Source organism: Haloarcula sp. H-hyl2, assembly GCF_056934385.1.
Map to the genome: position 1 here is coordinate 1,097,958 of NZ_JBRIIJ010000002.1, position 26,216 is coordinate 1,124,173.

Annotated in this window: 36 protein-coding genes and 1 tRNA gene; 24 read left to right on the forward strand and 13 right to left on the reverse strand. The window is 56.5% G+C overall.

Going from position 1 to position 26,216, the window contains the following annotated elements; translation table 11 throughout:
• Positions 1 to 97: 97 nt before the first annotated feature.
• The 7 genes from tuf (at position 98) to Hhyl2_RS15405 (ending at position 6,158) form a co-directional block, all read left to right on the forward strand.
• Positions 98 to 1,363 carry a translation elongation factor EF-1 subunit alpha gene (gene tuf / locus Hhyl2_RS15375; protein ID WP_483551646.1) on the forward strand — a complete coding sequence of 422 codons (1,266 nt, stop codon included), beginning with the start codon at positions 98 to 100 and terminating at the stop codon, positions 1,361 to 1,363.
• Positions 1,364 to 1,366: 3 nt separating this feature from the next.
• Positions 1,367 to 1,678 (forward strand): 30S ribosomal protein S10, encoded by a 312-nt coding sequence (rpsJ, locus tag Hhyl2_RS15380; protein ID WP_284007256.1) that lies wholly within the window; start codon positions 1,367 to 1,369, stop codon positions 1,676 to 1,678.
• Between the two features lie 201 nt (positions 1,679 to 1,879).
• Positions 1,880 to 1,951, forward strand: a tRNA-Ala gene (locus tag Hhyl2_RS15385).
• 219 nt (positions 1,952 to 2,170) lie between these two features.
• Positions 2,171 to 2,983 (forward strand): phosphoadenosine phosphosulfate reductase domain-containing protein, encoded by an 813-nt coding sequence (locus Hhyl2_RS15390; RefSeq protein ID WP_483551647.1) that lies wholly within the window; start codon positions 2,171 to 2,173, stop codon positions 2,981 to 2,983.
• A complete protein-coding gene (locus tag Hhyl2_RS15395) occupies positions 2,980 to 3,123 on the forward strand; it encodes a hypothetical protein (RefSeq protein ID WP_483551648.1) in 144 nt (47 codons plus the stop codon). The genes Hhyl2_RS15390 and Hhyl2_RS15395 overlap by 4 nt, the downstream gene beginning before the upstream one ends.
• A gap of 2 nt (positions 3,124 to 3,125) precedes the next feature.
• On the forward strand, positions 3,126 to 4,886 hold the full coding sequence (locus Hhyl2_RS15400; RefSeq protein ID WP_483551649.1) for a DUF7845 domain-containing protein: 1,761 nt from the start codon (positions 3,126 to 3,128) through the stop codon (positions 4,884 to 4,886).
• Between the two features lie 288 nt (positions 4,887 to 5,174).
• Positions 5,175 to 6,158: a hypothetical protein gene (locus Hhyl2_RS15405; protein ID WP_483551650.1), complete on the forward strand. Its 984-nt coding sequence runs from the start codon at positions 5,175 to 5,177 to the stop codon at positions 6,156 to 6,158.
• 4 nt (positions 6,159 to 6,162) lie between these two features.
• Here Hhyl2_RS15405 and Hhyl2_RS15410 read toward each other — a convergent pair whose 3' ends face one another.
• From Hhyl2_RS15410 to Hhyl2_RS15435, 6 genes are all read right to left on the reverse strand, one after another.
• On the reverse strand, positions 6,163 to 6,546 hold the full coding sequence (locus Hhyl2_RS15410) for a PD-(D/E)XK family putative nuclease (RefSeq protein ID WP_483551651.1): 384 nt from the start codon (positions 6,544 to 6,546) through the stop codon (positions 6,163 to 6,165).
• A 151-nt stretch (positions 6,547 to 6,697) separates the two neighbouring features.
• Entirely contained in the window at positions 6,698 to 7,861 is a 1,164-nt protein-coding gene (locus Hhyl2_RS15415; RefSeq protein WP_483551652.1) for a hypothetical protein, read from the reverse strand.
• On the reverse strand, positions 7,854 to 8,633 hold the full coding sequence (locus Hhyl2_RS15420; protein WP_483551653.1) for a hypothetical protein: 780 nt from the start codon (positions 8,631 to 8,633) through the stop codon (positions 7,854 to 7,856). Before Hhyl2_RS15420 ends, Hhyl2_RS15415 begins: the two co-directional genes overlap by 8 nt.
• Positions 8,633 to 9,169 (reverse strand): DUF8063 family protein, encoded by a 537-nt coding sequence (locus Hhyl2_RS15425; protein ID WP_483551654.1) that lies wholly within the window; start codon positions 9,167 to 9,169, stop codon positions 8,633 to 8,635. Before Hhyl2_RS15425 ends, Hhyl2_RS15420 begins: the two co-directional genes overlap by 1 nt.
• Positions 9,170 to 9,172: 3 nt before the next feature.
• The gene (locus tag Hhyl2_RS15430) at positions 9,173 to 11,314 is read right to left on the reverse strand and encodes an Env/VP5 family phage fusion protein (protein WP_483551655.1); all 2,142 of its coding nucleotides are present in this window, start codon (positions 11,312 to 11,314) and stop codon (positions 9,173 to 9,175) included.
• Between the two features lie 112 nt (positions 11,315 to 11,426).
• Positions 11,427 to 11,858, reverse strand: a complete 432-nt coding sequence (locus Hhyl2_RS15435) for a DUF8023 family protein (protein WP_483552037.1) — start codon at positions 11,856 to 11,858, stop codon at positions 11,427 to 11,429.
• 113 nt (positions 11,859 to 11,971) lie between these two features.
• Here Hhyl2_RS15435 and Hhyl2_RS15440 point away from each other — a divergent pair, with 113 nt between their 5' ends.
• From Hhyl2_RS15440 to Hhyl2_RS15470, 7 genes are all read left to right on the forward strand, one after another.
• Positions 11,972 to 12,151 carry a DUF8053 family protein gene (locus Hhyl2_RS15440; protein WP_483551656.1) on the forward strand — a complete coding sequence of 60 codons (180 nt, stop codon included), beginning with the start codon at positions 11,972 to 11,974 and terminating at the stop codon, positions 12,149 to 12,151.
• A gap of 77 nt (positions 12,152 to 12,228) precedes the next feature.
• Positions 12,229 to 13,353 carry an HNH endonuclease gene (locus Hhyl2_RS15445; protein ID WP_483551657.1) on the forward strand — a complete coding sequence of 375 codons (1,125 nt, stop codon included), beginning with the start codon at positions 12,229 to 12,231 and terminating at the stop codon, positions 13,351 to 13,353.
• Between the two features lie 251 nt (positions 13,354 to 13,604).
• Entirely contained in the window at positions 13,605 to 13,868 is a 264-nt protein-coding gene (locus Hhyl2_RS15450) for a hypothetical protein (protein WP_483551658.1), read from the forward strand.
• Between the two features lie 100 nt (positions 13,869 to 13,968).
• Positions 13,969 to 14,664: a hypothetical protein gene (locus Hhyl2_RS15455; protein ID WP_483551659.1), complete on the forward strand. Its 696-nt coding sequence runs from the start codon at positions 13,969 to 13,971 to the stop codon at positions 14,662 to 14,664.
• A 67-nt stretch (positions 14,665 to 14,731) separates the two neighbouring features.
• Complete coding sequence (locus tag Hhyl2_RS15460; protein ID WP_483551660.1) at positions 14,732 to 15,739, forward strand: hypothetical protein; 1,008 nt, start codon at positions 14,732 to 14,734, stop codon at positions 15,737 to 15,739.
• A gap of 80 nt (positions 15,740 to 15,819) precedes the next feature.
• On the forward strand, positions 15,820 to 16,464 hold the full coding sequence (locus Hhyl2_RS15465; protein ID WP_483551661.1) for a hypothetical protein: 645 nt from the start codon (positions 15,820 to 15,822) through the stop codon (positions 16,462 to 16,464).
• A gap of 113 nt (positions 16,465 to 16,577) precedes the next feature.
• Positions 16,578 to 17,045, forward strand: a complete 468-nt coding sequence (locus tag Hhyl2_RS15470; RefSeq protein ID WP_483551662.1) for a hypothetical protein — start codon at positions 16,578 to 16,580, stop codon at positions 17,043 to 17,045.
• On the opposite strand, the gene Hhyl2_RS15475 is transcribed toward Hhyl2_RS15470, so the two are convergent.
• From Hhyl2_RS15475 to Hhyl2_RS15495, 5 genes are all read right to left on the reverse strand, one after another.
• Positions 17,035 to 17,682, reverse strand: a complete 648-nt coding sequence (locus Hhyl2_RS15475; protein ID WP_483551663.1) for an MjaI family restriction endonuclease — start codon at positions 17,680 to 17,682, stop codon at positions 17,035 to 17,037. The genes Hhyl2_RS15470 and Hhyl2_RS15475 overlap by 11 nt on opposite strands.
• A gap of 71 nt (positions 17,683 to 17,753) precedes the next feature.
• On the reverse strand, positions 17,754 to 18,317 hold the full coding sequence (locus tag Hhyl2_RS15480; RefSeq protein WP_483551664.1) for a hypothetical protein: 564 nt from the start codon (positions 18,315 to 18,317) through the stop codon (positions 17,754 to 17,756).
• Positions 18,318 to 18,325: 8 nt separating this feature from the next.
• Positions 18,326 to 19,342 carry a hypothetical protein gene (locus Hhyl2_RS15485; protein WP_483551665.1) on the reverse strand — a complete coding sequence of 339 codons (1,017 nt, stop codon included), beginning with the start codon at positions 19,340 to 19,342 and terminating at the stop codon, positions 18,326 to 18,328.
• Positions 19,343 to 19,394: 52 nt separating this feature from the next.
• Positions 19,395 to 19,664 (reverse strand): winged helix-turn-helix domain-containing protein, encoded by a 270-nt coding sequence (locus Hhyl2_RS15490; RefSeq protein ID WP_483551666.1) that lies wholly within the window; start codon positions 19,662 to 19,664, stop codon positions 19,395 to 19,397.
• Between the two features lie 41 nt (positions 19,665 to 19,705).
• A complete protein-coding gene (locus tag Hhyl2_RS15495) occupies positions 19,706 to 20,032 on the reverse strand; it encodes a helix-turn-helix domain-containing protein (RefSeq protein ID WP_483551667.1) in 327 nt (108 codons plus the stop codon).
• Between the two features lie 214 nt (positions 20,033 to 20,246).
• Here Hhyl2_RS15495 and Hhyl2_RS15500 point away from each other — a divergent pair, with 214 nt between their 5' ends.
• The 10 genes from Hhyl2_RS15500 to Hhyl2_RS15545 all read left to right on the forward strand — a co-directional run bounded on the left by Hhyl2_RS15500 (position 20,247) and on the right by Hhyl2_RS15545 (position 25,379).
• Positions 20,247 to 20,732 (forward strand): helix-turn-helix transcriptional regulator, encoded by a 486-nt coding sequence (locus tag Hhyl2_RS15500; protein WP_483551668.1) that lies wholly within the window; start codon positions 20,247 to 20,249, stop codon positions 20,730 to 20,732.
• Entirely contained in the window at positions 20,732 to 20,926 is a 195-nt protein-coding gene (locus tag Hhyl2_RS15505) for a sigma factor-like helix-turn-helix DNA-binding protein (protein ID WP_483551669.1), read from the forward strand. The genes Hhyl2_RS15500 and Hhyl2_RS15505 overlap by 1 nt, the downstream gene beginning before the upstream one ends.
• Positions 20,923 to 21,936, forward strand: a complete 1,014-nt coding sequence (locus tag Hhyl2_RS15510) for a tyrosine-type recombinase/integrase (RefSeq protein ID WP_483551670.1) — start codon at positions 20,923 to 20,925, stop codon at positions 21,934 to 21,936. The genes Hhyl2_RS15505 and Hhyl2_RS15510 overlap by 4 nt, the downstream gene beginning before the upstream one ends.
• A gap of 309 nt (positions 21,937 to 22,245) precedes the next feature.
• Positions 22,246 to 22,542: a ribbon-helix-helix domain-containing protein gene (locus tag Hhyl2_RS15515; protein WP_483551671.1), complete on the forward strand. Its 297-nt coding sequence runs from the start codon at positions 22,246 to 22,248 to the stop codon at positions 22,540 to 22,542.
• A complete protein-coding gene (locus Hhyl2_RS15520) occupies positions 22,532 to 22,816 on the forward strand; it encodes a type II toxin-antitoxin system RelE family toxin (RefSeq protein ID WP_483551672.1) in 285 nt (94 codons plus the stop codon). Before Hhyl2_RS15515 ends, Hhyl2_RS15520 begins: the two co-directional genes overlap by 11 nt.
• Positions 22,817 to 23,041: 225 nt before the next feature.
• Positions 23,042 to 23,872: an IS5 family transposase gene (locus Hhyl2_RS15525; protein ID WP_483551673.1), complete on the forward strand. Its 831-nt coding sequence runs from the start codon at positions 23,042 to 23,044 to the stop codon at positions 23,870 to 23,872.
• Positions 23,873 to 24,018: 146 nt separating this feature from the next.
• Positions 24,019 to 24,312 carry a DUF433 domain-containing protein gene (locus Hhyl2_RS15530; protein WP_483551674.1) on the forward strand — a complete coding sequence of 98 codons (294 nt, stop codon included), beginning with the start codon at positions 24,019 to 24,021 and terminating at the stop codon, positions 24,310 to 24,312.
• A gap of 1 nt (position 24,313) precedes the next feature.
• A complete protein-coding gene (locus tag Hhyl2_RS15535) occupies positions 24,314 to 24,658 on the forward strand; it encodes a DUF5615 family PIN-like protein (protein ID WP_483551675.1) in 345 nt (114 codons plus the stop codon).
• Between the two features lie 268 nt (positions 24,659 to 24,926).
• Positions 24,927 to 25,133, forward strand: a complete 207-nt coding sequence (locus Hhyl2_RS15540; RefSeq protein ID WP_284007258.1) for a type II toxin-antitoxin system HicB family antitoxin — start codon at positions 24,927 to 24,929, stop codon at positions 25,131 to 25,133.
• Entirely contained in the window at positions 25,134 to 25,379 is a 246-nt protein-coding gene (locus Hhyl2_RS15545; RefSeq protein WP_284007259.1) for a type II toxin-antitoxin system HicA family toxin, read from the forward strand.
• 226 nt (positions 25,380 to 25,605) lie between these two features.
• On the opposite strand, the gene Hhyl2_RS15550 is transcribed toward Hhyl2_RS15545, so the two are convergent.
• Both Hhyl2_RS15550 and Hhyl2_RS15555 read right to left on the reverse strand, forming a co-directional pair.
• A complete protein-coding gene (locus tag Hhyl2_RS15550; RefSeq protein ID WP_483551676.1) occupies positions 25,606 to 25,857 on the reverse strand; it encodes a type II toxin-antitoxin system HicA family toxin in 252 nt (83 codons plus the stop codon).
• Complete coding sequence (locus Hhyl2_RS15555; RefSeq protein ID WP_276223126.1) at positions 25,858 to 26,130, reverse strand: type II toxin-antitoxin system HicB family antitoxin; 273 nt, start codon at positions 26,128 to 26,130, stop codon at positions 25,858 to 25,860. It lies immediately after the preceding gene.
• Positions 26,131 to 26,216: the final 86 nt, after the last annotated feature.

The window sequence follows — 26,216 nt, forward strand, 5'->3', positions numbered from 1 at the left end:
CGATGGCGGCGGGATGACGCCCGCTCGCTTTCGAAATCATTTTATGAACCACCGGCTAAAGACTCCGATATAGCGCCCCTGCGCGTGAGATTCAACAATGAGCGACGAACAACACCAGAACCTGGCCATCATCGGCCACGTTGACCACGGGAAGAGTACGCTCGTCGGCCGTCTCCTGTACGAGACAGGATCGGTACCGGAGCACGTCATCGAACAGCACAAGGAAGAGGCAGAGGAGAAGGGCAAGGGCGGCTTCGAGTTCGCCTACGTCATGGACAACCTCGCCGAAGAGCGTGAGCGTGGTGTCACCATCGACATCGCCCACCAGGAGTTCAGCACGGACGCCTACGACTTCACCATCGTCGACTGTCCGGGCCACCGTGACTTCGTCAAGAACATGATCACCGGCGCGAGCCAGGCCGACAACGCTGTCCTGGTCGTCGCCGCCGACGACGGCGTCCAGCCCCAGACCCAGGAACACGTCTTCCTGGCCCGTACGCTGGGCATCGGCGAACTCATCGTCGCCGTCAACAAGATGGACCTCGTCGATTACGGCGAGTCCGAGTACAAGCAGGTCGTCGAGGAAGTCAAGGACCTCCTGAACCAGGTCCGCTTCGACACGGAGAACGCGAAGTTCATCCCGGTCTCGGCGTTCGAGGGCGACAACATCGCCGACGAGTCCGAGCACACTGGCTGGTACGACGGCGAGATCCTCATCGAAGCACTCAACGAACTGCCGGCACCGGAGCCGCCGACGGACGCGCCGCTCCGCCTGCCGATCCAGGACGTCTACACCATCTCCGGTATCGGGACGGTCCCCGTGGGCCGTGTCGAGACCGGTATCCTGAACACGGGCGACAACGTCTCGTTCCAGCCCTCGGACGTCGGCGGCGAGGTCAAGACCGTCGAGATGCACCACGAGGAGGTCCCGAAGGCAGAGCCCGGTGACAACGTCGGGTTCAACGTCCGTGGCATCGGCAAGGACGACATCCGCCGCGGTGACGTCTGTGGCCCCGCCGACGATCCGCCGTCGGTCGCCGAGACCTTCCAGGCCCAGATCGTCGTCATGCAGCACCCGTCCGTGATCACGGAGGGCTACACGCCGGTCTTCCACGCACACACGGCACAGGTCGCCTGTACCATCGAGTCCCTGGACCAGAAGATCGACCCGTCGTCCGGCGAGGTCGCCGAGGAGAACCCCGACTTCATCCAGAACGGCGACGCCGCGGTCGTCACGATTCGCCCGCAGAAGCCGCTCAGCATCGAGCCGTCCGGCGAGATTCCGGAACTGGGCTCCTTCGCCATCCGCGACATGGGTCAGACCATCGCCGCTGGCAAGGTCCTGTCCGTCAACGAGCGATAATACATGTCCCAGCAGGCACGCGTTCGGCTCGCGGGTACGAGCCCCGACGACCTCGACGACATCTGCGACGACGTGCGGGAGATCGCCGAGAAGACCGGCGTCGAGCTGTCGGGTCCCGTCCCGCTCCCTACGAAGACCCTGGAGGTTCCCACGCGCAAGTCCCCTGACGGTGAGGGGACCGCCACGTGGGAACACTGGGAGATGCGGGTTCACAAGCGGCTCATCGACATCGACGCCGACGAACGGGCGCTGCGCCAGCTGATGCGCATTCAGGTGCCCAACGACGTGTCCATCGAGATCGTCCTCGAGGACTGAGCGAAGCGTCAGCTTCGCGAGGGTCGAGGCGCGCCCGCAGGGCGTGACTCGGACCGAGTCGGCTTCGAACCCGTCGTCCACGACGGGCCGTGCCCGCACCGAATCGCAGGCCGGGACACACCACACACTGTGTGAATCGCTATCGAAGGTCGCCCTCACGCGCAGGGTTTTTACGACCCCGCGTTCGAGAGGCAAACGCGCGGGCTCGTAGATCAGTGGCAGATCGCTTCCTTCGCAAGGAAGAGGCCCCGGGTTCAAATCCCGGCGAGTCCATCCAACTTTCTCGTCCTGTCGAACTATCCGGTTAGTCGCCGGTTCGTCGCTCCTACCGAGTAGTTGCGCCGAATCGCATACCGGAATTATCGGCGTCTCAAATCGAGTGACTGACGAACCGGAATCCAGCCCGTTACTGTCCGGTGGTTTCACCGAAGGATTTCGGCCGATTTCGCCCGGTTGGGGTATCTGTTCCAGTCGAAACGGAGGTGCGTCTCTGTGAGTTCAGAGTGGCCGGTCCCTGTCACAGACCGACAGGGAACTCACGTCGCACTGTGTTCAGGCGGCCGGGAGAGTACGGTGGCCGCACACGTCGCGATTCGGTGGGGCCCGTGCGATATCCTGTGCTATCTCGATACAGGCACTGGAACCGAGCCCAACCGACGGTTCGTCGAGCGCGTGGCCGACACGTTCGGTGTTCCGCTGTTCACCATCCGGACGCCCGAGGACTACGCCGAGATCGTCCAGGAGGACGACTTCCCCGGCCCGGCGATGCATCCGAAGATGTACCGGTGCCTGAAAGAGCGGTCACTGGGCCGGCTGGCCACCCTGACCGACGGCCGAGGCAACGGTGCAGACCTGTACCTCTGGACTGGTGTGCGGCTCCAGGAGAGCGACAGTCGGATGCAGCACGTCGAGCGTGTCCAGGAGGCCGACCGCTGGACCTGGGTCGCCCCCATCTACGACTGGAGCACCCAGGAAGTGCGCCGGTATCACCGTCGGATGCAGCTGCCGACGAACTACCTCTGGCGGACGTTGGGCCGCTCTGGTGACTGTTTCTGCGGGGCGTTTGGTTCCCCGGAGGAGTTGATCGACGCTGAAGCCGCCGGCTGTGACCGGCTCGTGGAGTACATCCGCGACCTGGAGACCAGCGTCGACGCTGACGACGAGAAAGGTCGCTGGGGCTGGGGCGGTCTCTCAGAGACCGAGCAGCGGGCGGTTCGTGCTCAACAGGACGACCAGCAGATGTTCCTGTGCTCGACGTGCGGGTTGGATCTGCCCACAGCCACCGATGGAGGTGAGCAGGAGTGACCGGGTTCGTCCGAGCCTCTCGGCTCTACGACGCCGAGGCGAGCGAACCCGTCACCTTCGACTGGGCGAAGATGCAACCCGTCGCCGAAAGCCAGCAACAGGTGGAGCGCCGGGTAGCCGTGATCGAGGACGGGAGGTAGGGATGTCGCGGCACCTCAAGTGCGCCCCTCACGAGGGCGACGTGCGCTTTACGATCGGCGTGCATCCCGACCCTGGCGTGCCAGACTACGGGCTGAAACCCTACTACGCGATGGATTCGCTCATCAAGGAGTGGGGTGACCGCTGGCAGACCGACGGCAAGCCCACCAGAGACATCGAGTTCAACGGCGAGACGTGGGCCACCTGCTTCGACTACTCCGAGAGCGGGCTGGACCCCTGGGACAACCCGTCGTTCCAGATCGAGAACGTCCGGGAGTTCCAGTTCTACTTCGTCGCGAAGGGCTCCCCAACCTACGAGGGCAAGCGCGCCGATCGAGACAAGCGCGTGAAGGGCGGCACCATCACCGTCCGCCCACGTTGGCCGAACCTCACCAGCGACGGCACGCCTGTGTCCGTTCCGGATTACGGCGAGCCCTACATCGACGTGCAGGTGCAGGCGTCGAACCTCCCCCACGAGGAGTACCTGACGCTGGTGAAGCGGGTGATGGACGCCTACGGTATCGCCGCGCGGTACTTCGACAATCCCCATCCAGACAGCCACATCAGTGACCTCGCGTACTACGTGCGGTTGCACCGCTCGGAGAGTGGCCCACTACACGGTGCTGACGGCCCGATTGCACGATGCCACACGCTGATTCAGGGTGACCGTTCGGGGTACCGCAAGCACGTCGAGGACAACACCAAACTCCCCGGCTACTACGTCACCGCGACGGTCGAAGACGAGAAGGCTGGCGAGCTGGTCCGGGGCCACGAACTCGGGAAGGAGCTGAAACACTACTATCCGAACGAGCCACAGCAGTACGAGCCCGACGAGGCACCCTACCATCCGAAGTTCGAAGTCTCCTACCAGACCAGCCGCACCGAGGAAACCGTTCGGTGGGACGACCTGGAGGACGCTCGTCGCGAGCTGGAAGAGACGGTCCTGAACTGTCTGGAGTGGTGTGGGCTGACGACGAACGCGAAGAGTGGAATCTTCGTCGACTTCGACCCGTTCTGGACCCTCCGGAACACCACCGAGGCTCGGAAGTTCGTGCCGTGTCCGCTACCGGAGATCGAGGACGAGCAGGAACACCGCGTGATGCAGCTGTGGGGCGACATGACCGAGGCCGATCGGGACGTGACTGAGATGCTCCTGACCGACGGCGGGACGGTCTCGCCCCAGGAAGCGGCCGAACAGACCGGCCACACGTACCGGACGATTCGGACAGTCATCGACCGCTTAGAGGGGCTGATTGAGCATACCTACGGCGAGATGGAACTGGCGTCGAAGAAGATCCAGCAGGAACTGCTGAAACGGGTTCGTGCCGCGGGTGACCGCTTCGAGCAGGAGATCGGGAGCGCGGCGATGGAACTGGCTGACGCTGCCGAGGAGCGCGCCCGGTCAGCATGGGCCCGAGTTCGTCGCGAGTACGCTGTCTCGGAGGTGAACGCCGACGACTGTCGGAAGCTCCTGAAGGTGGGATACACGGCCGACGACTACCAGGAAGCTCAGGAGATCGTTCGAGAGCTGAGAGCGACGTATACCCAGTGTGTCGAGGCCAACACCTACGGGGTTCACGTCGTCGTGGAGACGGTCGAGACGGGGCGTGAGCGGTTCCGGGACCTCTCGAACGTGTTCCGGACAGGCTACCGCCAGAACGACTACACGAGCCGAGAGGAGCAGGAGCGCCGGAACGCAGGCTTCGACTTCGAGGCGTGGATGGAAGCAGGCTGCCCGCCAGCCGACGAGTGGCGCGGGGGGTAGCCGCGCCCCCTGGATAGAGGCATCACTGTCCAATACCCTAATTTTGCGGCAATTCCCCCCGGTTGTCCCCGAAAATCGCGTGTCGCGCGGCTGGGTTCGCTCCCGATCGTCGCGTCACCCAGCCGCGCGACCAGGAGGGAACCGGAAAGCGAGTTTCCGGTTCCCTCTTAGTCGTGTGGCTAAGGCCACTCTACCAAAATACACCGCACAGCAATATTCAGTCCCCCCAGCAACTATCCTTTCATATCCAAGTAGTTTTGTGATTGTGACATTTATGGGGCAGTAACTGTGCCAGAATCTTCTCCCGATACATCAAACGAGGATGCTATCACTTTCGGGGAATTTCTTACAGAATATTATCAACAATTTGCTATAATGGGAATTTTCGCGTCAGTATCTGTATTTTTTGCCAACGCTGTCCCAGAGTCAGGTTCTGACCCACAAGGAACAATAGTTGGCTTCATCGCCAGTGTGCTAGTCTTAGCGTGCGTTGTATTTTGGATTACATCCCAAGTATTCTCTGAATTATCTAATTTTGGTGATTTGGATATTTGGACTGAATTTGCTTTGATAATCTTCCTGCTTAGTGGGCTAACACTTCTGTATTCCGTAGCTGTTAGGCTTATTCAATTCGAAACAACGCATATATTCATAAATCTATTGTCAATTGCTGGTATGATATCTGTTTTCATTCGCATCTTTCCAATGGAAGAATACGCTGGATTCACATCTGACGATGCTTTGCTCGCTATTTCCGCAATAGCCTCTTTTGGATACCTGATCTTCTCCGGGATTATTGATGAAATAAATAGTATAGTAGTTACCCACACAGTTCCAGAAGAAATCAACTTAAGTTTCATTTTATTCTTCTTCCCAATAATGTATATAGTATTACTTCCAGTCACTGAGTCGGCCATTGGACTGGAATCAATATTTAATCAACAATTTGAATCCCGATGGGACAGCGTGATCAGACTCCACCCGATTTCGGAATCCATTCTTCTCCCTACTAGTGGAGTGATAGCTTTCACTATCATCTTACACGACATCAATGGACAGCTCACGGAGACTATCCGAGTTTTTGGCTATCACTGGAAATTCATTATTTTGTGTCATTGGGCTATTTTATCTGCTGTCGTTGGCTGGTACCGATTTTATTCAGAGTTGAAGTATTTACGGCAAAAGTATCTCAGAGTCCAGTTCTTGTCAATTGTGGGTACGATAGCAATTATAGCTGAGATCCTATTAGCAGTCGTGTATTACTATATTTGATAAATCAAACATCATCAATTTTCACTTTTGTCTGACAGGCATCCCGATGATTCCCCCCACCGTGCCAGTCCAACTGAGGCAGCCGTGACGAGTGACGCATCTCCCACTCCAGCACTTCTACACCCCGCCCCCGAACCCGGTACACACCGAACACGTACCAGCCGTTCTCAGACCGTAGCCGCTCGTGGTACTGGTCGTAGAGCTTGAACGTGCCGGGCTGCCCATCGCTGTGACGGTGCATCGCGGCCTTGATCTCGACTGGTGTCCCGTCGGGTCGACGAGCATCACGCCAGCTGGCCCGATCGAGCGTAAGGTCGTACCGCTCGGCAGCCTTGCGCTCGACGAGCGTCCCGTAGTGGTTCGCCCGGTGACTCCGCGAGTTCGTCACCTGTGCCTCCCGCGTACGTCATATATAGATACTCCTCCGGCCACTGAACAGCGCCCGCCCATGGTTCGCGTGCGCTCCCCTCGGGACGCACGCGTGCGATGGGCCACGGGTGGGGACCACTGAACGTGAACGAGTGAATAACCCTGTGCTGTCATGCGATTAGTTCCAGATATCTGTTCAGTGCGTCGGCGTGTTCGCCGTCGTCGCTGTACTCGCTCCAGCGCGTCGACACCCAGCCAGTGCTCATACCGACCAGTTCTGCCGTTTCGCGGGTTGAACACCCCTCCTTTCGCTTGTGGATGGTGAGGCCGATCAACAGCTCACGCTCGATCTCCTCCTCGTCAACGGCCTCCTCGTCTTCGCCGGCTTCCCAGGACCACGTTGTCGGCTCCTTGTCGTCGTAGCGCCAGTCTGTCTCGGGAATCCCCGACACCGAGAACATCGGGTTGACGCCGCGGCGGTTCTTCACGTCCTCGTAGAAGGTCGCCTGTTTCAGCCCTTCCTTGTGGATACAGACGGCCAGCTCGCGGACCAGCGGATGTACGTCGCGGCCGTCGTGTCCGATGACGATGAGCGAGCCACCGTACTTCCGGATCTTGTACGTGAGCGGGCCGAGCTTGGTCTTCGTGTCGTAGCCGTCTTTCCCACCACCACCGGCGTTGCTCGAAGCCTCGTCGAAGATGAACAGTTTCGGCCGCTGGTCGTTGTGGCGCGGATCGCCGTCCTGTTTCAGCCACTCGTTGAGTTCGCCGTAGTTGGCAACCCAGCCGTCGCGACGGTCACCTTCCGAGTCGAGCCAGTCGTCGGTTTCCTCCAGCGTCCGAATGTTTGAGGCGACGATCGCGTTCGGTCCCTGCTGTTCCTTCCAGAGTTGCCCGAGCAGGCACGCGAAGTTCGACTTCCCAGTGCCGGGTTCGGCCCACTCGTAGAACATCGGCGCGGGACCAGTCATCTGTGCCCGGAGCTGGTCGATCGCCTTGATGCCCGAGATGTCCGCCCGCTGGCCCGCGTCACCGGTGAAGTGCTTGAGCGACTGCATATCACCGTTCTCCATCGCTCTCCGGGCGGTTTCAGTCCCCTCGATACGGACGATGTCCCGGACGTGCTGGAGGTCCTTGGCCTGGCCGGGCATCTTCTCGGGCTTGTCGCACCGGGCCGGGTCGTAGTGTGTTTCCAGGATCGAGAGGTAGCGAGACAGTTTCTCGTCCCGGACGATTCCGGCGTGCGGATGGAGGTCGTCCGGATCTCGCTGGCCGTGGCCGTCCTGGTACTCGCGAAACTGTGCTGGCGTGTAGAGGTCGGCGTCGTCAGTCATCGTTCAACATCGCCTCCTGTTCGGTCGGCTCCGGCCCATCGCCCACAGCGGCGTCTGCCGATGGGTCCGGCGCATCGCTGATGTCGTGGATGGTCGGCGCTTCCTCGAAGTCCTCGCCGTCCTCGATGAGGTCGCCGAAGGTGTCTTTCGCGGCGGTCTTCTGGAGGATCTGCCCGCGTTCGTTCGCCTCTGCGTCGGCGGTGACGAGCTTCTGCTGGAGTTCGACAGCGCCACGGGACCAGCGCCCGCGGATAGCAGCCAGCTCCTCGGCGCGGTCGATGAGCCAGCCGTGGATGTCCTCCATCTGCTTCTTGCTGGTCATCAACTCCGTGTCTTGGCAGCCTTCGAGCCAGACGCCACGCACGCGGAGTTCGTCGATGTCTTCCAGATACTCGTACTCCCGGACGGCCCACGCACTGCCGCCGTTGACTGGGTACGGGTCGGGGCCTTCGATCGTCTTCTCCTGCCAGAGTTCGGGCGGGACGTAGTACTTCTCGGTGCAGTCCTCGACGGCGTTGATGTGGTGGACTTCCACCCAGTTGCGTCGACGGAGCCAGCGCGCGATTTTCGCGCCCACGAGGTAACAGGGAACCCCGAGCAGGAGCCAGCCGACCGCGATAGCTGGAATCCACTTCGGGAGGGTCGGGAGCTGTGGCTGGTAGTAAATCACCAGGACGACCGCGCCGAGGACGAGCCCGCTCACCAGCAGTTTGTACTGGCCGAGGAGGTAGGTCAGTCGGTCGCGGTTGTTCTGGAACGTTGGGGCGGGCATCAGGCCACCTCCGGACGGCCGTTCTCTGCTCGCATGACGTTCCAGCCGGCAATGACCATCCAGCAGAACGCGACGCCCGCGCCGGCAAGCCACGCCTGGAGCGAGGAGAGCGCCCGCAGGATGTCGAGGCCGCCGCTCGGTTGTTGGACGATTTCGGCGTACAGGGGCGTCTGGTCGGTCGAGATAGCCACGCCGACGTAGCCGTCTTGCTCGGTCACGGGGAGTTCGATCGTCGTCGTTTCGCCGGCTTCGAGGGCGACGGTGCGGACGGGAATCTCCCCGCCCTCCTGGAAGCGCCCGGCGTCGGAGATCGAGACGACCTGATGGGCGCTGGAGCGGAGGGTGATACGGGCCACCTCTTCGTTCTCGACGTACTCGGATGCGATCAGGACGGTGTTGGTGTCGATGCGAGTGGTCTCTTGTGGGCCAGCCGTGGGCTGTGGGCTGGGTGTTTCGGTGGACTGTGCGACGGCTGGCACGCTCCCGGCGAGCGCGAGGCTGACGACCAGGAACGCGGCGAAAACGGTGGTGCGCATGGGTTAGTTGTTGAGGAAGATGGCGACGAACAGCGTCGCGATGATGGCGATGGCGACGAGCGGACCGGCGTTGCCGTCACCACCGAGGAAGCCGCTGCCGCCACCGCCGTCGTCTTGCATGGCCTCTTCGCGAGCCTCCTGTTCGGCGCGGAGTTCGATCAGGCGGTCGATCTGTTCTTTCAGCTCGGAGACGTTGTTGGAGTGGTAGCTGGTGGTCTGGATAGTGACATTCTGGCGTGTCTCGTTGTCGGTGGTGCGGATTTCGTGGATGGTGAAGTTCGATTCCAGAGCGACGTAGCGATCGCTGAGGATGACGTACTGGGTCCCGTTGATGTTCGCCGGGTCGTAGGTCTCGTTGACTTCGAACTGGCCGCTCGGTGGGTTCTCCGGACTGGTGAGGATACCCGTGTACTGGTCGCCGTTCTCGGTGGTGATGTTGAAGTGGCCGAGCTGGTCGAATTCCTCCGGGGTGCCCTGGCCGGTCAGGACGAGCTGGCCGGCCGCCCAGGTCTGGAAGTCTTGGCCGGGGTCTCGGCGAGCGATGACGTAGGGGTCGACGAGATCGGAGTTGTTGATCTCGCCGGCCTGGTACTCCTGGTAGGTGTTGTTGACCAGGGTATCCATCTCGCTCTGGACCTGCTGGTTCTGCTGTTTGATTTCATTCCACGCGGTAGAATAGTTCTTGAGCGACAGATATCGAGTCTGCTCGAAGTTGGAGTTAGGCGGCTGGATGGTGGCACCGACAAGACGGACGTGCTGGTTGGTACTCATGTAGAATGTCCCGGAATTGATGGTTCCAGTCTTGTCGAAATCCATGTTAAAGGATGTCTCCGGGTTGTTGATGTTTATGACAGCTTTGTACTGAACAGCGGTGTCAGTTTGGCCGTTCACCAGAGGCAGAGAGGTAGTTCCGTGCGTATAGTGCATACGCAGGGGGCTGATATTCATACTGTGATCGGTGTGATCGAGGGCCGGAGTGGAAGCGAATGAGGAGGAGATGTTGGACTCATTCGACGCGACCGCGGACATGGCCGCCCCGGTCCGGAGCTGGATGTTCCACTGGGTGATGAGCTGGCGCTGTTTGGTGGCGTAGTAGTCGGCGACGGCCTGTTTCGCTTTGGCGCGTGCGGCGGGTTCGGAGGTGCCGTTGTTGAGCGCGCGGATGTAGGCGTTCTTGCCGACGATACGGGCGGCGTTACGAGTGTCTTCGAGGTAGTTGTCGTAGGTGGTGTGAAGATTATCGGTCGAAGACTTGACCGAGAGGCCTTCCTGATAGATGTCGAGCTTGACCTGTTGAGCGTCGGTTTCGGTCGTGTCGAAGTCGCTGATGCCGGGGCTTTCCATGCAGTCGAGAATCCTCACACCGACAGCTGACACAGCCTTATCGAGCGGGTCACAGGTCAGGTCTGCGTCGGCCCCGCTGGTCCCGAGAACTTCTTTGCCGTCCTCGAAGGGACCATTCCCATCGGTTTCGAAGTCGGGATCGGGGACGCCGGTGACCGAGACGGACAGCTCCTCGTAGGCACCGGCGTTGATGATGCTGACACGGCCGTTTTTGGTCTGTGCGCCAGACAGAGACGCCGCGTAGAGAGTCTTACCGTCGGCTTCCCAGCGGATGTCGTAGGTGCCGGTGTAGTTGCCGATGTCGACGACGGGCGCGTACGGTTCGTTCGTCCAGGTGTAGCTCTCTCCAGAAGTCGAGTCCGACCCGTCGGAGGTGGAGCCGTCGCCGGCTTGATAGCTCTCGTTAAGCAGGCCACTCCCGCTGATTGCGTAGTCGTCGACCGGCCGGTAATTGTCTGTCTCAGCAGTCCCGACAGACACCTGTGAGATATTGACCGCGGTCACGGTCACGTCGACGGGTTCGGTACCTGCGAGGTCGACGGTCCAGGTGTTACTGTTGTCGTCGACGGTCCAGTTACCGAGTTCCATGGTGTCGTTCTCGACGACAATCCGGGCCTCGGTGATCTCGCCGTTCTCGGTCGGGCCGGCGAGGTTAATCTCGATGTCCTGGTGGTCGCCGGACGGAGACACGTCTGTCCAGGTGTTGGTGCCCGCGCTCGACGGCGGAGCAGCTGCCACCGGGAGAGGCAGCGCGGAGACCAGGACGAGCGCGGCGAGCGCGATAGAGGCAATGCGGTTCACGGGCTCACCCCCATCGTGACGGCCAGCCCCGCGAGGGCGAGCGCGGCCAGAAGGCCGGCGGCGGTGCCCATCAGGAACATCCCGAGGGCGGCTTTGCTGGTTGCCATGCCGATCACCCCAGGTAGCTGATGACGTAGTAGCCAGCCGCCTCGATACCGACGACGGTGAGGCCCAGCGCAGCGGAGCCAGTGACGATCGAGCCCACGCCCAGGATGTTCAGGCCAGTCAGCAGGATGATGACCAGCGTGCCGAGGGTGAGGTAGGTCTCGATCGAGGCCTCTCCCTTGGCGATGTCGGCGAGGTCGGTGTTGATCTCGTAGTTCTTTCCGCGGCTCTCGTTGACTCGGTTCGTCGCGTAGGCGGCAGCGAGCGCCCCCAGCGAGAGGACGAACGCGAGGGTGATGTCAGTTCCCTGGACGCTCCAGACCGAATCGGCGAGGGCGTATCCGAGGAAGCTGATGGAAGCGATACCGTTCGTGACGAACGCGCTGGCGGTGAAGATCGTCCCCGCCAGTGCGTCTTCGACGTCGATCTTTCCGAACATACGCATCCGCAGAAACTAGCTCGCTAGCATTCTATCCGGGTATTTTTGCGATTCTGTTCATAATCCGGATAATCCCAATCTGTATACCTAGCGAGGCCCATGTTCAGCCCACGATGGAGTTCCGGAAGCTCAGTGCGAACGGAGATTCAACGTCGGTGACGCTACCGAAAGAAGAACTGGAGGCGCTCGGTGTCGTCGATGGCGACGGCGAGCTGACTGACGACGTGTGGGCGCGGGTCACTCACGAGGGGGAGGGCGAGTTCTCTGTGAGTGTCGTGGGCGGGGCGGAGTAACTCAGAGGACACACGAGTACTGAGTTACTGTCTGATTTTTTCAATAAGGAGCCGAAATGGTCCGGAGAGACCATTTCATGGATTCCTACAAGAAGCTCTATCAGGAACTTCGACGTTCAGAATTCGGATGTGTTTCTCCTGGGTTTCACGAGACGACGGACGTCTACGAACTCGTAAACCAGGAGCATCCGGAACTCTGTGACGACAGTATCGCTTGCAGTGACGTTTGTGGGGCCGACAACAACCAACCCGAATGGAAGCATCGAGTGAGAACAGTACAGCAGGATCTCCTCCGCGAGCCCGACTCTCGGGTGAAGAAGCTCAGCACGGGCTGGTTCTACGAGCCGAAGGATGTCTCCGTCGGGGAGATACCGGCCGACCTTTCTCATCTGGCAGTGGGCCAGAAATACAACCGTTGGGAGATGCACGACGAGTTCGGTGGACAGCGATATTGTGGGATAGCGACACCGGCTGAATATCCGGTTGTCATGCTATTCACCGGTTCACGGGGCGACAGCTACGGATACGAAGACGAGTTTCTTCCGGACGACACGCTCCTCTACACCGGAGAGGGTGCAGAAGGCGATATGACGATGGACGATGGTAACGCAGCTATCCGTGACCACCAGCAGGAAGGCGAAACGCTCCACGTGTTCGAGGATACCGACTATCCCTGGATAGTGACCTATGTTGGACAGTTCGAGTACGCTGGACACCAGACCGACACGCTTCGTGACCAGAACGATCAGCCACGGGATGCGATTCGTTTCCGGTTAGAACCAGTCGGTGGGACGGAGATAGAAATCGAGAAGGGTAGTCCAGCATCGCTCTCCGATGAAGAGCTGTTCCGGAAGGCCAAGGAGAGTTCACCAAGCGGGTCGCGGACGTCAGGAGGGTCCGGTAGTGGTCGATCATACCAGCGGTCGGAAGTTGTGAAAGAGTTCGCTCTTCGCCATGCAGACGGTGTGTGCCAGGGCTGTGGGCAACAGGCACCGTTTGAGGACAAGCAGGGGCAGCCGTATCTGGAGGTTCACCATATGCACCGGCGAAGCGATGGTGGACCAGACGATCCCGAGAATGTAATTGCCCTCTGTCCGAACTGTCACCGACGAGTTCACCACGGCGCTGACGGCGAGGAGTTCAACCAGACACTCATCGCGAAGGCTGAAGAACGAAACCGGGAGATCCAGGCACAGTTCTAATCCCCGATCGAGCTGGTCGGACACCCTTCTCGGCGTCACCCCCTGGGGGTTGTAGATCGAGAGAAACCGTTCTCCGATATTGCACACACAGATCGATAGCGGTGTGTGCAAAACAGGCTCGACACGATGGTGATGCAGTCTCGCTTCAGGGACAGAGTTCAGATTTTACTGGAATCTGCCCGATATAGCGGTTCGAGTTCGACGAAAAAACTAGGTGTGAGGGGTATGTGTGCAATTCTATGCGCCTGCGAATGACCGACCACCGAGAACGGATGCTTGAAGCGCTCCTTGATGCGACCGGTGAAAACACAAAGAGCAAAGCGATAGACAAGGCGGTGAGCCACTATTGCCGTTGTGCGGGGGGGAACGCTGCCCATCCAAGTGGAACCTACGAGGAAATAATGGAGAAGGCCGTGAAGAGAGGAAGTGTGACCCCCGGTGAAATCGCGGAGATATTAGATACTGATTGCCTATCCATACAGTACAGCTGTGAGTATAGAATCAGGAATAGTTGAAGCAATGCGTAGTAAAGAGTAGTGCAACAGATCACTGGAAGGGGGTGGAATTGTGATATCACATAAACTTTAAATCACAGCACGGTATCCAATAATGTCTATGAAGTCAGGTGTTCTTGGCCTACCAGACCACGATTTCGGTACCGTTGACTCATTTTCCGAGTCGGAACCAATTGACGATGGCCGTACACTAAGTGCTTGTTTAGAAGTTCGACGAACTGATTCTGTGGGGGAATTCACGATTCAGGAGGGACGCGCTGCAATTCAAGAATTAGATAACGAAGAGCGAATCCAGATTGACACAAACGACCAAAGTGTCACGGTCAAAGAAGATGTAAATACCGTTAAAACTCGGTATACTGAGTTTGTCCTTGTCCCCGGGGCATTTGTAGCGGTCGAAAGTGGTAGCGGGACATTCGCGTTCAGCCTCATATCCAGCCAGACTGATGCTGCAACGATCAAGTCCGCCGAAATTAACCTGACTGACTTGGCCAACGCCTACGAAGGTGAGGCTCGGTCGGAAAGCGCTGAACCGTGGCAGGTCGGTTTCTACGGTAATTCGGGGCACGCAGAGAAAGGTACTGTCTACGGTGACAGTGTCTTCTCAGACTCCACCATCGGAAACATGGTTGATAAGCTCCCGAAGAATCAGCTTGGTTTGGACATAGACGACGAGATCCGGATGACCGCTACAGAAAGCGGCTATGTAAATATCTATCAACCAAGCAATTACGACTCACAGCAGTTCGCTCAGTTCCTTATTGAACATATTCTTCCTCATGCCAGTCAAGAATAATATTCGGTATAAGCTATAGCCGGTATTTCCAGTATCTTTATCACTACAATCCATCATTAATTAGACTATGTCTGGTAGAGACGAATCTGGCAGTGAATTCAATTATCAAGGCTATCTCTTATTCAACGGGATATATTCTTCTGAATTTGTCGGAGACGAATATGCTGGAGGGCGGGAAGAGGCTAGAGCTGCCCTTGGTGATAACCTACCGGAGTATGTTCAGAGAGATGCTTCGGTTGATGAAGGGTACCTCCGACTTCTGCTTGACGACGCCATTCGAGACGATGGGTCCGTTGAAGAAGAACTAACAGAGATTGCTAATTCGCTTATTCCATATCGCTATCGCTATGAGGAACGGACTGATGAAGAAGCGTATTATCAGGGCGATCAAGTCGAAGTTCAGGTACCACAAATTAATGATTCGGATATTTACTGGGACTATGATGACTATTTGTTCTTCCGTGGTTCGAAGGGAGATGTAGAAGAAACGAATAGTAAGACAAGGCGAATTCTTGAGGGAGAGGTTCGTCTACGCTCGATTGATTTTGAGAGCGACTTCTTGCTCTGGCTATTTTACAAAGAATTTGAGGGTCAGAACTTGCCGATGGACATCAGTATCAACACATTCACTGATACTGAACTGACCGGAGACAGAGACGCTTTTGGAAAAACGAATAAAGTTGACGACTCGACGAATCTAGAAAAGTGTGTCCCAATGCTTGCGGGTGTACTAAAAGGCAAATCGATATCGATGATTGAGGGATTCTTTAAGCTCTATGATAGTCACAACGTGAAAGCTCAGATAGGTTCTGGGCGGGTTCATATCAAAGCTTCCAAAGGAGATATTCAGGCCTCAAACGATGTTCGAAGACTCGCGATATCTCTTACATTCCTCCGGGAACTATCTCAGCTGTACGACTACTGGGTAGAATTACCCGATCAGGACAAGTATCCACCGCGTGACTTCTTTGGAGACCTGTACGAAACTGCCCGGAGTCAAGGTGTAAACATCGAGAGTATCGCGAACTCTGTGCTTAATAAATATGGAAATCTACGTGGTGAAAGTTGGGATTAAGTAGGTTGAATTTTACTTCCACCCCGCCATCGGAAGCGGCATATAATAAAGAGCCCATAGAATCAAGATAGGAAAGTTATATGAGTGAAATTCGTCGTGCAAGCCCTGACGAAGGGCTATCGGAGGAACATCTTTCTCCCCTCCTTAGCGGCGAATTTGATTCGATATCTGATTTCGAGTACTACAGTGAACCGGTTGCGCCACTTGTCGACGATTACCAATACGAAGATCAAATATTGTACAAGGGAACGTTTTCGTATCTTGATTCCCACCCATTTGATTCTTCAAACGATCAGGAAGTCTCTGTAGAGTTCATGTATAGGACTGGCTCCAAACTATTCATCGTTGATGCTGGTAGGGATGACGAGCTTGACGAAGAGATTCTACGAAAAATCAATTCACAATTTCAGCCAGGTGTCAGAATTACACCGAGTTTAGGGGGATCGCGACAGGATACTTGGAACTTCATCGGTGAGGCTGAGGAATACGGTACGATTCACGTCTGGGACGGTGGTGAGATAATCGACGAAGAAGAGTTTTCTCCAGATGGTGAGGAAGATCTCAGAGACAAAATGGTCTGGGATGCAGAACTTTTCTTTGAGAACCCCGATACTGGGGAATCGCAACTCGTAATTTACAACGATGGATCGCTGTTCATAGATACGAATTCGCTGGATGAAATCGAGTACATCATCCAGGTTTTCGAGAACACAATTTTAAGCTAAGTGTGAGACCGGTTTTTTATCGCCTTTTGAGCCGGATAGCCTCCATATCTCATGGGGTAATTGTCGGTATAGCGGGTATTCTACTCACGTTGAATCTTGAATTAGCAAGCTCAATGGAACTCTCGTTTTGGCTTGGAACCCCAATACCAGTTGTCTTTATTGTAGGTGTATACGGTGCTAGATACGGCTCTCGAAGATTCGCCTCTATCACTTTGAATCTCCAACATCCGACTGACTCTGACGGAGATAGTGGCCCACGACCAAGCTACTGTATTGAGGGAGAATCAACACGCTTAGCAGCAGAGATCAAGATCCCCGATTGGATGTCTGAAACCGAAATACGTTTTGAAGAATATGAGGGATATGGTGTTAATTTGAGCGAATATCCAGAAGAAGATGCTGAAAAGACAGAAGGGGGGAATAAGTTGACAATTGCCGAGGGGGTGAAAAAGCTTGAGTTCTTTGTCACGATAGCTCGACACACAGACCATGGGGTAACATATATTATGAGTATTGATGAAATAAGATATAAGAATAATATACAAAATGTTGAGATTGAGCTACTTTCGCTCAATTCGTGAATGGAGATAGAGCGTGATTTAGATTTTCAACGTTCACTTTCAATCCAGCATTTGTCGAGTTCTCCCTGTACTGAACCACAGCAACGTCTTCGTCCTGAATTGCCGAGTTGCTCTTTCCACTCATACCGCCTGACTCGGGTTGTATCGACACTAAGACATCCCCTACCCTTGCGTGGACATACTCTTTATCGGTTCCTGTGGGCAATCTTTCTACTTCCGGGCGATAGTTGTCTTCCAGAACCCGGACGATAACTTCTCGAATGTTCTCGCCTCTGTAACTCTGGTATATGACTAGCTCTTCCAAGAATTCCCGCATATCTATTCGGTCGAGATCAGCGATCGCCTCACGAATCTGCTGAAGCATGTCGTAAGCCTGCTCTGCACCCTGCTGCAAGCGCTCGTCGCCACTGTATCGCTGGTAATAGAAATCACGCCAGTCTTCGAATGATCCGTTTGGGTGGGTCTCATGAAATTCGTCAAGTATCTCATTAATGTTCCCTATAGTGTCCGGAGAGTTAGCACCAGACCAGCGAATTGCGTCCGTAAGTACGCTGGACGCGTATTTTGGGGGTTCCCATAATTCGCCCGCTTCAATTAGTCGTCTTTCTTCCGCTGAGATTCGAAAGCTGTCTTCCATTACTCATATCACTTTACTTGATTGAGTATATTTATAATTACCAGCCACCTCTATGAGTTAACAAAACCAATCTAGGAGTTTGTCTTGAGTGTTACACTGTCAATTAACTCGCCCGTATCATGATCGATAAAACTCAGTACATAGACACCAGTACCGAGTTTGTCGCTCTGCCCGCCAGCAGTTAATGTGAATGAAAACTCTTCCATGTTCTCTCGGCAGATGAGATGATTATTTTTCAATTGCACAGGGTCTGGGAGTTTCCAAGCCCCTACCTCAAATGGCGCCGTGGGCTCCATTCTTATCTCAAATTCTTTCTTCCACTTGGGTATTTCAATGAATACTTCCAACTCTGTATATCCATCTTCTACCTCATACTGCTTGAAATGCTGAGAACGTACTGTAGACCTGTCCTCTGGCTCAACTTGTATGCAGGTGAGTCTGATTTCACTGGCAAATATCCTAGCATACACTATCAAACATAAGGTTCCAATCGCTATACAACCAGCCGCAACCTTCGCAGCTAGTGAACCAATCGCAAAGAAAAATATCGCTGAGATACCTGTGATAGATACATTTATCAACCCGCCTGATGTGCGTTTTGCCCACGAAATAGCCGACTGTGGTATTTTTGCCACTGTAACACCTACTCCTCAGAGTTCTCTCTTTGTGGCTCATCTCTTAGATTAGCGTAACGCTCTAATAGTTGGGTAGAGATCCCTTCCATCTCTACTCCTTCTTCCCTTGCTATCTTGTATATTTGCTTGAAAAATTCAGTTGGTGGGTACTTCTCGATAGGAGATAACGAATCCCAAGTCTCCTTGTAATTGCAAAACTCAGACATAATAATTAACGACAATGCCATACGATCAAAATCCGACTCGTTTGAGAGTGAGCCAGTACTAGCTCTCAACTGGATACTGTCTTGACCCAACTTGATTTTAAATGTCCTTTTGCCGCGTCGAATAACCGCTTCAATCTCAGTAACCCGATTCCCTTTCAACAGCCCAGCAATGCCCGCAGCAGAGGCTAATATATCAGCTGAACCAGAAACGTCCACAGATTTACCAAACTGATCTTGGGGACCTGCATAAGATACACCATGGATCTGTTCTATCTCAACTTCCCCTATCTTTTCTTTATTAAAATATTTATACATTAGCCAAATCAAAAAATCGGAGGAAAATTCAATTTGTTCAAGATACAGTGATTGAACGAGACTTGAACGGAATTCCGATATTAATTCCTGCCTCTCACTAACTGCACCTCTAACATGGAGATAGTCTGGATAATCCCAGTAAATATCCGCTGAATTAACAGATACCGTTTTTACCTCTTCCAGTTCCCCCTCATAATACGCCATCGTTGACTCATACGATTCCCAGGAATATCGGAGGGCAATAATCTCACTGATTTTGGGAAATTCCTGCTTTATCTCTGCTTCTTCAGCGAATTCTCGGAAAGCAGACTTCGTGAATCCATCCCCCTCTTTTTCTGAAGTTCCCTCTTCAAATTCTGGTAACCTTTCAATAAGTTTGTTCTCGGCATCCTCTATCGATATACCAGCTAACTCACCACTCACCTCCACTTTGAACGGTTGGAAGATTAGATAACCGGGATACTCAAATTCGGAATTCGGCTCCGCAGGATTCCGATCAGGCATAGAATCTTAATCTCGCTGTTGTCATTTAATCCTTCTCCAGCTATTCCAATTCCTACCCTCTCATCCCCTTCCGAACAGACGGCTCTGGCTGATTGCTCGCATCCAACCGACCATCGAGATACCGACGACCAGCACCTGTGATATCGTAGTTCTGGAACTCCTGGGACAGCGGCTCGATCAGCTGTGCCTGCGTCAGCATATCGCACCGCTCACGCACGCGGCCCACAGAAGCCCACAGCGACACCTTCCGGGCGATGTACGCGGGCGTAGACCAGCCTTCGGAGCGGAGTATCTCCAGGATTCGTTCGTCGAGCGGGACCATCCATTGGGCGGGGTTGCGAGACATGGTTCAGGGCAACGTCGTCAGCTGTTGATTCCAGGGCCGTCAGCGGCACCAGCATCGTTCTCTTCATCGGAGGAGCCACCACCGTTGATGTAGCGTTCCTTCTCGGCATCGTACTCACCATCCAGATACGCCTCCCCCTCGTCGGTGAGGACATAGACACCATTCCCCAGGGGGCGTAGGAGATCGTGTTCAGCTAGCTTCTGTAGACGGCGAGAGACCGTAGACTGGGAGACATGGATCTCATCCCGCTTTGCGAGTTCGGTTGATGTCCCCGATTCTTCCTCGCGGATGATTTCCAGTATCCGGTCGTCCCAGATGGTCATCCAAGACCCTGACTGACGCATTCATGTTGTAATACAGCATTCCGAAGTTTATCTCTCACTATTGGCCCATTTAGTGGCTGTAAATTCGATTTACGGCCACCAATGCATTTATGAATTATCGGCCAATATGTAGATATGCGAAGCTCCCGACTCGGTTGTTGATGACTCTCCTCGGTTCGCGACGAAGGGCGGTGCTGGAACACCGCCCCACAAGGGTGGCTTCGCATTCGGACCAATGAGCGAATCCACCATTCCGGGGCGTGAGCCCCGCACGGGAACCGAGGCATCGCTAGCGAATAGTTCTGACGACGGCAGCTGCGCCACCTGTGACGCGGAGGCCGACGGGATCGACGCCCGCGATCGACTCCCCACCTGTGCCGACTGTGCACGGCTCCAGTCCGACGGTGGGCTGATGGGCCAGAGTGATACCGACGCGGACGTTCGGCTCGCCGACCTGACCGCGTTCCAGCGGGACATTCTCTGGGTGCTCCACCACGAGGGCGCGCTGCACGGGCTCGGTATCAAGAGCGCGCTCCGGGCCTACTACCGCGAAGAGGTGAACCACGGTCGGCTGTACCCGAACCTGGATAAACTGGTCGAGAAGGGACTGCTGGAGAAGGGTACCCGCGACCAGCGGACCAACGAGTACGAGCTGACCGACGAGGCCGAGTACCTGCTGGAAGTGCGCCGTTCGTTCACGGACTCGGGTGAGGTGCTGTAATGAGCCGGCGGCAGTCGTCGCTCGCGACGTTCGTAGAGCCACGGCTCGACGGCCTCACCGACGCGGAGCGCGAGGTGTACGAGGCAGTCGAGAACGGAGAGTACGGCCCGCGTGAGTACGCTCGCGAGACTGATCGCTCGCCAGGGACGGTCAGCAATCTGCTCCGCCGAGCACGGGAGAAGATCGACGCATGACCGACGACCTGCGCCCACTGACTCCAGAGGAAGGTATCTCGCGGTTCCTCGATCACCGCGAGCCGTCGGTCCGTGAGTCGACCATCCGGAACGCGAAGACGCGACTCCGGTTCTTTCAGGACTGGTGCGACGAGAACGACATCGAGAACCTCAACAGCCTCACCGGGCGGGATCTCGCCGCGTTCGTCGCGTGGCGACGGGGAGACGTGAAGGCGATCACCCTCCAGAAGCAACTGAGCACCATCCGGGTGTTTCTCCGCTGGTGTGCGGACATCGAGGCGGTCCACGATGGGCTGGCCGAGAAGGTCCACTCCCCCGAACTCCCCGACGGCTCCGAGGCGCGGGACATCCACCTGAACCAGAGCCGAGCCGAGGAGCTGCTGGACTACCTCTGGGAGTACCGCTACGCCAGCCGGGACCACGTGATGATGCTCCTGCTGTGGCGGACAGCGATGCGCCGCGGTGCGCTCCTCTCGCTCGATGTCGACGATCTCCGTCCGGACGACCACGCGCTGGTTGTGGAACACCGGCCGGATCAGGGGACGAAACTCAAGAACGGTGAGGACGGGAACCGCTGGGTGTATCTCGGCCCACACTGGTACCAGCCGATCGAGGACTACCTGGACAATCCTGACCGGCACGAGGTGACGGACGACCACGGCCGTCGACCGTTGATAACTTCGGCCCACGGTCGTCCGGCGGGTGACACGGTCTACACATGGGTCAGCAAGCTCACCCAGCCCTGTGTCATCGGTGGGTGTCCCCACGACCGCGACCCTGCGGAGTGTGACTATCATACGGGCGATGAGGCGGCGAGTAAGTGTCCGTCCTCCCGTTCTCCCCACGCGATTCGTCGGGGCTCGATCACGCATCATCTGAACGAGGACGTTGCTCCGGAGACGGTTTCGGAGCGGTGTGACGTGTCGCTGGACGTGCTCTACAAGCACTACGACGTTCGGACCGATCGGGAGAAGATGGAAGTTCGGAGACGCCAACTGGAGGAACTCTAAGATGTTCGGAACCGGCGTTTCAGGTGGAGTCGCGCGCGATTTCGCGGTCTATCCAACCCGGCGAGTCCATATCTGAGGTATCGCGGTTTTCAGTTCTTCTACCGCCGTCTAGTCGTACCCATGATGGACTCTCCTGGAATTCGTCGTGATTCGTATCGGGAATGCTACTGGCTCGATTCGTGTATAGGGATCTGTCTGTATCGGGCCGACTCAATCGGTCATTTCGTGCGCAATCTCTACAGTGCCCGCCGCTGGTAGAACCGGGGTCGCAGCAAGGTTTACGTATATGCCAAGGTAAAGCATTCGTATATGTCCGACGCTGACACGAGCACGGCAGACGACGGCCCTGAGATGGTGCAGATCAACCTTCGGCTCAGCCAAGCGTTCCTCGACGATATCGATTCGACGTGGAAGGAGCAGGGATTCAATTCTCGCAGCGAGTTCCTGCGGTACGCAGCACGGGACGCCGTGAAACACCCCGAATTCTCCCGTGAAGGATGGAAACAGATTGCGGCGAGCGAACACGACCTTCGCTCGGGTAACGCTGAACTCGTATCGCGCGAAGAAGTCGTCGAGATGATGGGTCGGGACGAGGATGCCGAGTGACGAGTGGACGTGGAAATTCACGCCACAGGCCGTCGACCAGTTTGACTCGCTGGATCCCCACATCCAGGACCGCATTGTCTCCAAACTGGACGAGGTCGTCGAGTCGGAGTGGCGCGACCCGGCTGAATTCTTGGAACCGCTCACTGGCGGACCGTTTTCGAAACTCCGTGTCGGGCAGTACCGACTCGCCTGCACGCTCGACCGGAACGGGTCGGTGCTAGAAGTTCACCGTATCGAACATCGAAGCGGGGCCTACACCGCTGACGACGACTGATCGGTTCGGGTTTCTAGTCACGAGACAGCATCGAGATTAGTACGATTTTTTCATGCAGTGTGGCGAAACCCCGGCGAGCCCATATCTCGATATTTGCCGTTTTCAAGCCTTCTACTGGATAATTACGGAGGCCGGTATGAAATCGAACGGCTCTGTTGAATCGCTAGATGGCGTCGGGATAGGTCGCTAAATCAAAGGAGTTGAAGCGGGAGGATGCGGTTGTCTATGACGCAAATCTCCCGCTTCACTGGTGAGATTGTGGCGATTGCTCAAGTTGTTACCGGTGATGGAGACGAATCCGCCGCCCCGGAAGGTGGCGGCGGATTCGCCGACTATGCCATCGTTTCCCTGCATTGTCTGCGGATTTACCTTGATACGTCCTACCGGATGACGATTGACTTGCTCAAAGAGATGCCACAAATAACCGGGGAGATCGGCCTCAGCACGGCCGATCTCCCCTCTCCATCCACGTTGTGTAAAGCGTTCGACCGAATCGAAATGAGCGTCTGTCGAGTGTTGCTGCGCCAGTCGGCGCAGCTACACGATCCCTCGAAACACGCTGCAATCGACGCTACATTCTACGAACGCTCAGCAGCGAGCCGCCACTACTGCCAGCGAATCAGCTACCGCGTACAGAAGCTAAAAGTCACGAAACTCGTCGATACAGAGTCCCAAGCAATCCTTGACGTACACTGCTCAACGACCCGGGAAGGAAGCGACGCAGACCTCGCTGAGCAGATCGCCCGCCGGAATGCGGGCGATCTGCGGTCTCTGGCAGCCGACAAAGGCTATGACAAGCAAGCGCTCCGCAAAGCACTGCGTGAACTCGGCATCAGACCGCTCATCAAGCACCGCATCTTCGCTCCCTACGACCACGCTCACAACGCCAGAATCGACAAACAGCGCTACAATCAGCGCTCCATGACTGAGACCGTCAATTCAGCTGTGAAGCGCTCGCTCGGCTTCGCCGTGCGAGCGCGTACATGGTTCCGTGAGTTCCGAGAAATCGCTCTGATGTGTGTCGTCTACAACATCAAGCGTGCCGTCAAACAGTGAATTCCACCGCCTTATGGCGATTCAACGCAGCCAATCGAACAGAATTCGTCACGAAGCGTGATGGATTCTATTTAACCTGACCCAACACAGACTGCTGGACTAGTGTCGTGCGAACGCTTTTGCGATAGTGGGCGCTAAAAACCAGTATGGCCGAGCGCGAGTCGCGGCGAATCACCCACGAGTTGCTGAGCGAACCCCACATCACTGGGCGACGTATCAGCGTCCGCCAGGTGTATGCGCTCGTCGAAGAGCGAGATGTCGATCCTGAAGCTGTCGCCGACCGGTACGACCTCGACGTGGCTGACGTCTATCACGCCCTTGCATACTACCACGATCACCCACGGGAGATGAGTGATATCGAGGGTGAGCGTGAGGAGGCTATCGAGTCGTTCCGAGAGTCGATCGACCGCCCCGAGGGTGTCGAACCGGATACGGCCTGAGATGTCCGAGTGGGAATTTCTTCTCGACGAAAATATCGATCCAAAAGTAGCGACGTATCTGGAAAAAGAGGGGCTGGATGCAGCCCACGTTCGGGATACGCTCGGACAAGGCGCAGACGACGAAGACGACGTCCTCCCCTCCGCTCGTAAGCAGGACCGCATCATCGTAACGAGTGACGTGAAAGATTTCGGCTCACTCCCATCCGATTCTCATGCCGGCATCATCCTCCTGTACGATGATACGATGCCAGCCTATCGAGTTGCAGCAGCACTAATTGCACTTGTGGATGCGTACCCTGGCCGAGATGCGTTCAATGGCCGTGAAGAACTGGATGCATGGGTGTGACACAGCTACGAGAACTGATCTAACTCTCGTGACAAACGGCTCAGGCAGGAATTTCGGAAACACAAGACGGCGGCCCGATATAATCGATTTTTTCACGCAGTGTCATTGATCCCCGGCGAGTCCATATACGGCGTATCACGATTCTCAGCTCTTCTACCGCCGTCTAATCGCACCCATGATGGACGCTCCTAGATTCGTTGTGGACTAGACGTACACCCGTTTCGACCACGGCCGAACCCTTATCTGATATTCAGGCGTATCGTGCCGTATGAGCACCGGACGCGAGATTCGCCTCATCGAAGAGGACGATGGCTGGTGGTCGGCAGTAGACGAGGAAACCGGTGTTGCCAGTCAGGGACCGTCACGGACGGCGGCGCTCGAAAACCTCGACGAAGCTGTCGAGCTCACCAAGGAAGCGAGAGCCGAGGATACGGCGGCTCCCGAACCCGACGCGCCGTGGTTTGAGGACTCGTGAATGGTCACGAGGGACTTTTCGGGCAGCGAGATCGTCACCGTCCTCCGGAAGTTCGGCTATCGCCACGATCGGACACGTGGTGACCACGCGATTCTCAAATACACCCATCCGGAGACTGGCGAGAAACGGACCGTTACCGTGCCGCTCCACGACCGAGTCCGCGTCGGAACACTGCAGCGGATTGCCGACCAGTGTGGTGCGAACGATTTCCACGCGTGGTGTGAGTGGATCGACGAGCATCGCTGATCGGTGTCGAGGGTAGAACGGAATCCGGACTCACGAGTTGTTCGATGCGGCAGGCCCTGAACCGCACGACAGCGTCGAGATTAATACGGATCTTTCACACGGCGTGACGGAATCCCGGCGAGTCCACTCAACTCACTCTGTTCGTTTCGTTTCCTCGCCGACTTCCCGTTCGCTACGCTCACGGGAATCCCGGCGAGTCCATCTATGAGGTCTGTTTTCGGACGTTTCAGCTGTTGTAATCGATCCAGTCGCAGAACGCGTCGAAGTCGTTCGCACCAGCACCGTCTGCGATGTCTCGCAGCGTACCGGGCGTGAGTTCGTCGTGGAGCGGCACGGTCACCTGTCGCCTGTCGTCGTCGTTGGTCGGATGGACGTAGTAGAGTTGTGCGTGGTCACCGACTGTTCGTCGCCACTCGAAGCCCCCAACGTTGACCAGCACTTTCACGACTTCCATTCCCGAGAAGGTCCGTCGCCCCATCTACTGCATGAAGTCCGGCAATTCCGTATCGCCGGTTGTGTTGTCGTCCGGATCGATACCCAGTTCACGGAGTTCCTCGTCGGTCGGTTCGCGACCGATCTCGCCCTTGTGGAGCGCGACGGCCTCGTCGAGCATCTCGAGCGCGTGCTCGCGAGTCTCGCCCTGGGTCGTGACTCCGGTTTCGACGTCGGTGATGACCCAGTCGTCGCCCTCGCGCCACATCCGGATCTCGTCTTCGTGGTCGGAATCGCCTTCGCGGGTCGAACTGGCCATATAGGACAGTATTGCTCGGTCAGAGAGATAAACGTTCGGCGCTGTCGGGAGCCGGAGTACTGTTCGATTACCGAAACTACCATTTC

Bases quoted from the DNA above. Each gene is read 5' to 3' on its own strand.
- tuf (WP_483551646.1), top strand. From the start codon at position 98: ATGAGCGACGAACAACACCAGAACCTGGCCATCATCGGCCACGTTGAC.
- rpsJ (WP_284007256.1), top strand. From the start codon at position 1,367: ATGTCCCAGCAGGCACGCGTTCGGCTCGCGGGTACGAGCCCCGACGAC.
- Hhyl2_RS15400 (WP_483551649.1), top strand. From the start codon at position 3,126: ATGTCGCGGCACCTCAAGTGCGCCCCTCACGAGGGCGACGTGCGCTTT.
- Hhyl2_RS15415 (WP_483551652.1), bottom strand. From the start codon at position 7,861: ATGACTGACGACGCCGACCTCTACACGCCAGCACAGTTTCGCGAGTAC.
- Hhyl2_RS15420 (WP_483551653.1), bottom strand. From the start codon at position 8,633: ATGCCCGCCCCAACGTTCCAGAACAACCGCGACCGACTGACCTACCTC.
- Hhyl2_RS15425 (WP_483551654.1), bottom strand. From the start codon at position 9,169: ATGCGCACCACCGTTTTCGCCGCGTTCCTGGTCGTCAGCCTCGCGCTC.
- Hhyl2_RS15435 (WP_483552037.1), bottom strand. From the start codon at position 11,858: ATGTTCGGAAAGATCGACGTCGAAGACGCACTGGCGGGGACGATCTTC.
- Hhyl2_RS15440 (WP_483551656.1), top strand. From the start codon at position 11,972: ATGGAGTTCCGGAAGCTCAGTGCGAACGGAGATTCAACGTCGGTGACG.
- Hhyl2_RS15445 (WP_483551657.1), top strand. From the start codon at position 12,229: ATGGATTCCTACAAGAAGCTCTATCAGGAACTTCGACGTTCAGAATTC.
- Hhyl2_RS15450 (WP_483551658.1), top strand. From the start codon at position 13,605: ATGACCGACCACCGAGAACGGATGCTTGAAGCGCTCCTTGATGCGACC.
- Hhyl2_RS15455 (WP_483551659.1), top strand. From the start codon at position 13,969: ATGAAGTCAGGTGTTCTTGGCCTACCAGACCACGATTTCGGTACCGTT.
- Hhyl2_RS15460 (WP_483551660.1), top strand. From the start codon at position 14,732: ATGTCTGGTAGAGACGAATCTGGCAGTGAATTCAATTATCAAGGCTAT.
- Hhyl2_RS15465 (WP_483551661.1), top strand. From the start codon at position 15,820: ATGAGTGAAATTCGTCGTGCAAGCCCTGACGAAGGGCTATCGGAGGAA.
- Hhyl2_RS15470 (WP_483551662.1), top strand. From the start codon at position 16,578: ATGGAACTCTCGTTTTGGCTTGGAACCCCAATACCAGTTGTCTTTATT.
- Hhyl2_RS15475 (WP_483551663.1), bottom strand. From the start codon at position 17,682: ATGGAAGACAGCTTTCGAATCTCAGCGGAAGAAAGACGACTAATTGAA.
- Hhyl2_RS15485 (WP_483551665.1), bottom strand. From the start codon at position 19,342: ATGCCTGATCGGAATCCTGCGGAGCCGAATTCCGAATTTGAGTATCCC.
- Hhyl2_RS15490 (WP_483551666.1), bottom strand. From the start codon at position 19,664: ATGGTCCCGCTCGACGAACGAATCCTGGAGATACTCCGCTCCGAAGGC.
- Hhyl2_RS15495 (WP_483551667.1), bottom strand. From the start codon at position 20,032: ATGCGTCAGTCAGGGTCTTGGATGACCATCTGGGACGACCGGATACTG.
- Hhyl2_RS15500 (WP_483551668.1), top strand. From the start codon at position 20,247: ATGAGCGAATCCACCATTCCGGGGCGTGAGCCCCGCACGGGAACCGAG.
- Hhyl2_RS15505 (WP_483551669.1), top strand. From the start codon at position 20,732: ATGAGCCGGCGGCAGTCGTCGCTCGCGACGTTCGTAGAGCCACGGCTC.
- Hhyl2_RS15510 (WP_483551670.1), top strand. From the start codon at position 20,923: ATGACCGACGACCTGCGCCCACTGACTCCAGAGGAAGGTATCTCGCGG.
- Hhyl2_RS15515 (WP_483551671.1), top strand. From the start codon at position 22,246: ATGTCCGACGCTGACACGAGCACGGCAGACGACGGCCCTGAGATGGTG.
- Hhyl2_RS15520 (WP_483551672.1), top strand. From the start codon at position 22,532: ATGCCGAGTGACGAGTGGACGTGGAAATTCACGCCACAGGCCGTCGAC.
- Hhyl2_RS15525 (WP_483551673.1), top strand. From the start codon at position 23,042: ATGACGCAAATCTCCCGCTTCACTGGTGAGATTGTGGCGATTGCTCAA.
- Hhyl2_RS15530 (WP_483551674.1), top strand. From the start codon at position 24,019: ATGGCCGAGCGCGAGTCGCGGCGAATCACCCACGAGTTGCTGAGCGAA.
- Hhyl2_RS15535 (WP_483551675.1), top strand. From the start codon at position 24,314: ATGTCCGAGTGGGAATTTCTTCTCGACGAAAATATCGATCCAAAAGTA.
- Hhyl2_RS15540 (WP_284007258.1), top strand. From the start codon at position 24,927: ATGAGCACCGGACGCGAGATTCGCCTCATCGAAGAGGACGATGGCTGG.
- Hhyl2_RS15545 (WP_284007259.1), top strand. From the start codon at position 25,134: ATGGTCACGAGGGACTTTTCGGGCAGCGAGATCGTCACCGTCCTCCGG.
- Hhyl2_RS15550 (WP_483551676.1), bottom strand. From the start codon at position 25,857: ATGGGGCGACGGACCTTCTCGGGAATGGAAGTCGTGAAAGTGCTGGTC.
- Hhyl2_RS15555 (WP_276223126.1), bottom strand. From the start codon at position 26,130: ATGGCCAGTTCGACCCGCGAAGGCGATTCCGACCACGAAGACGAGATC.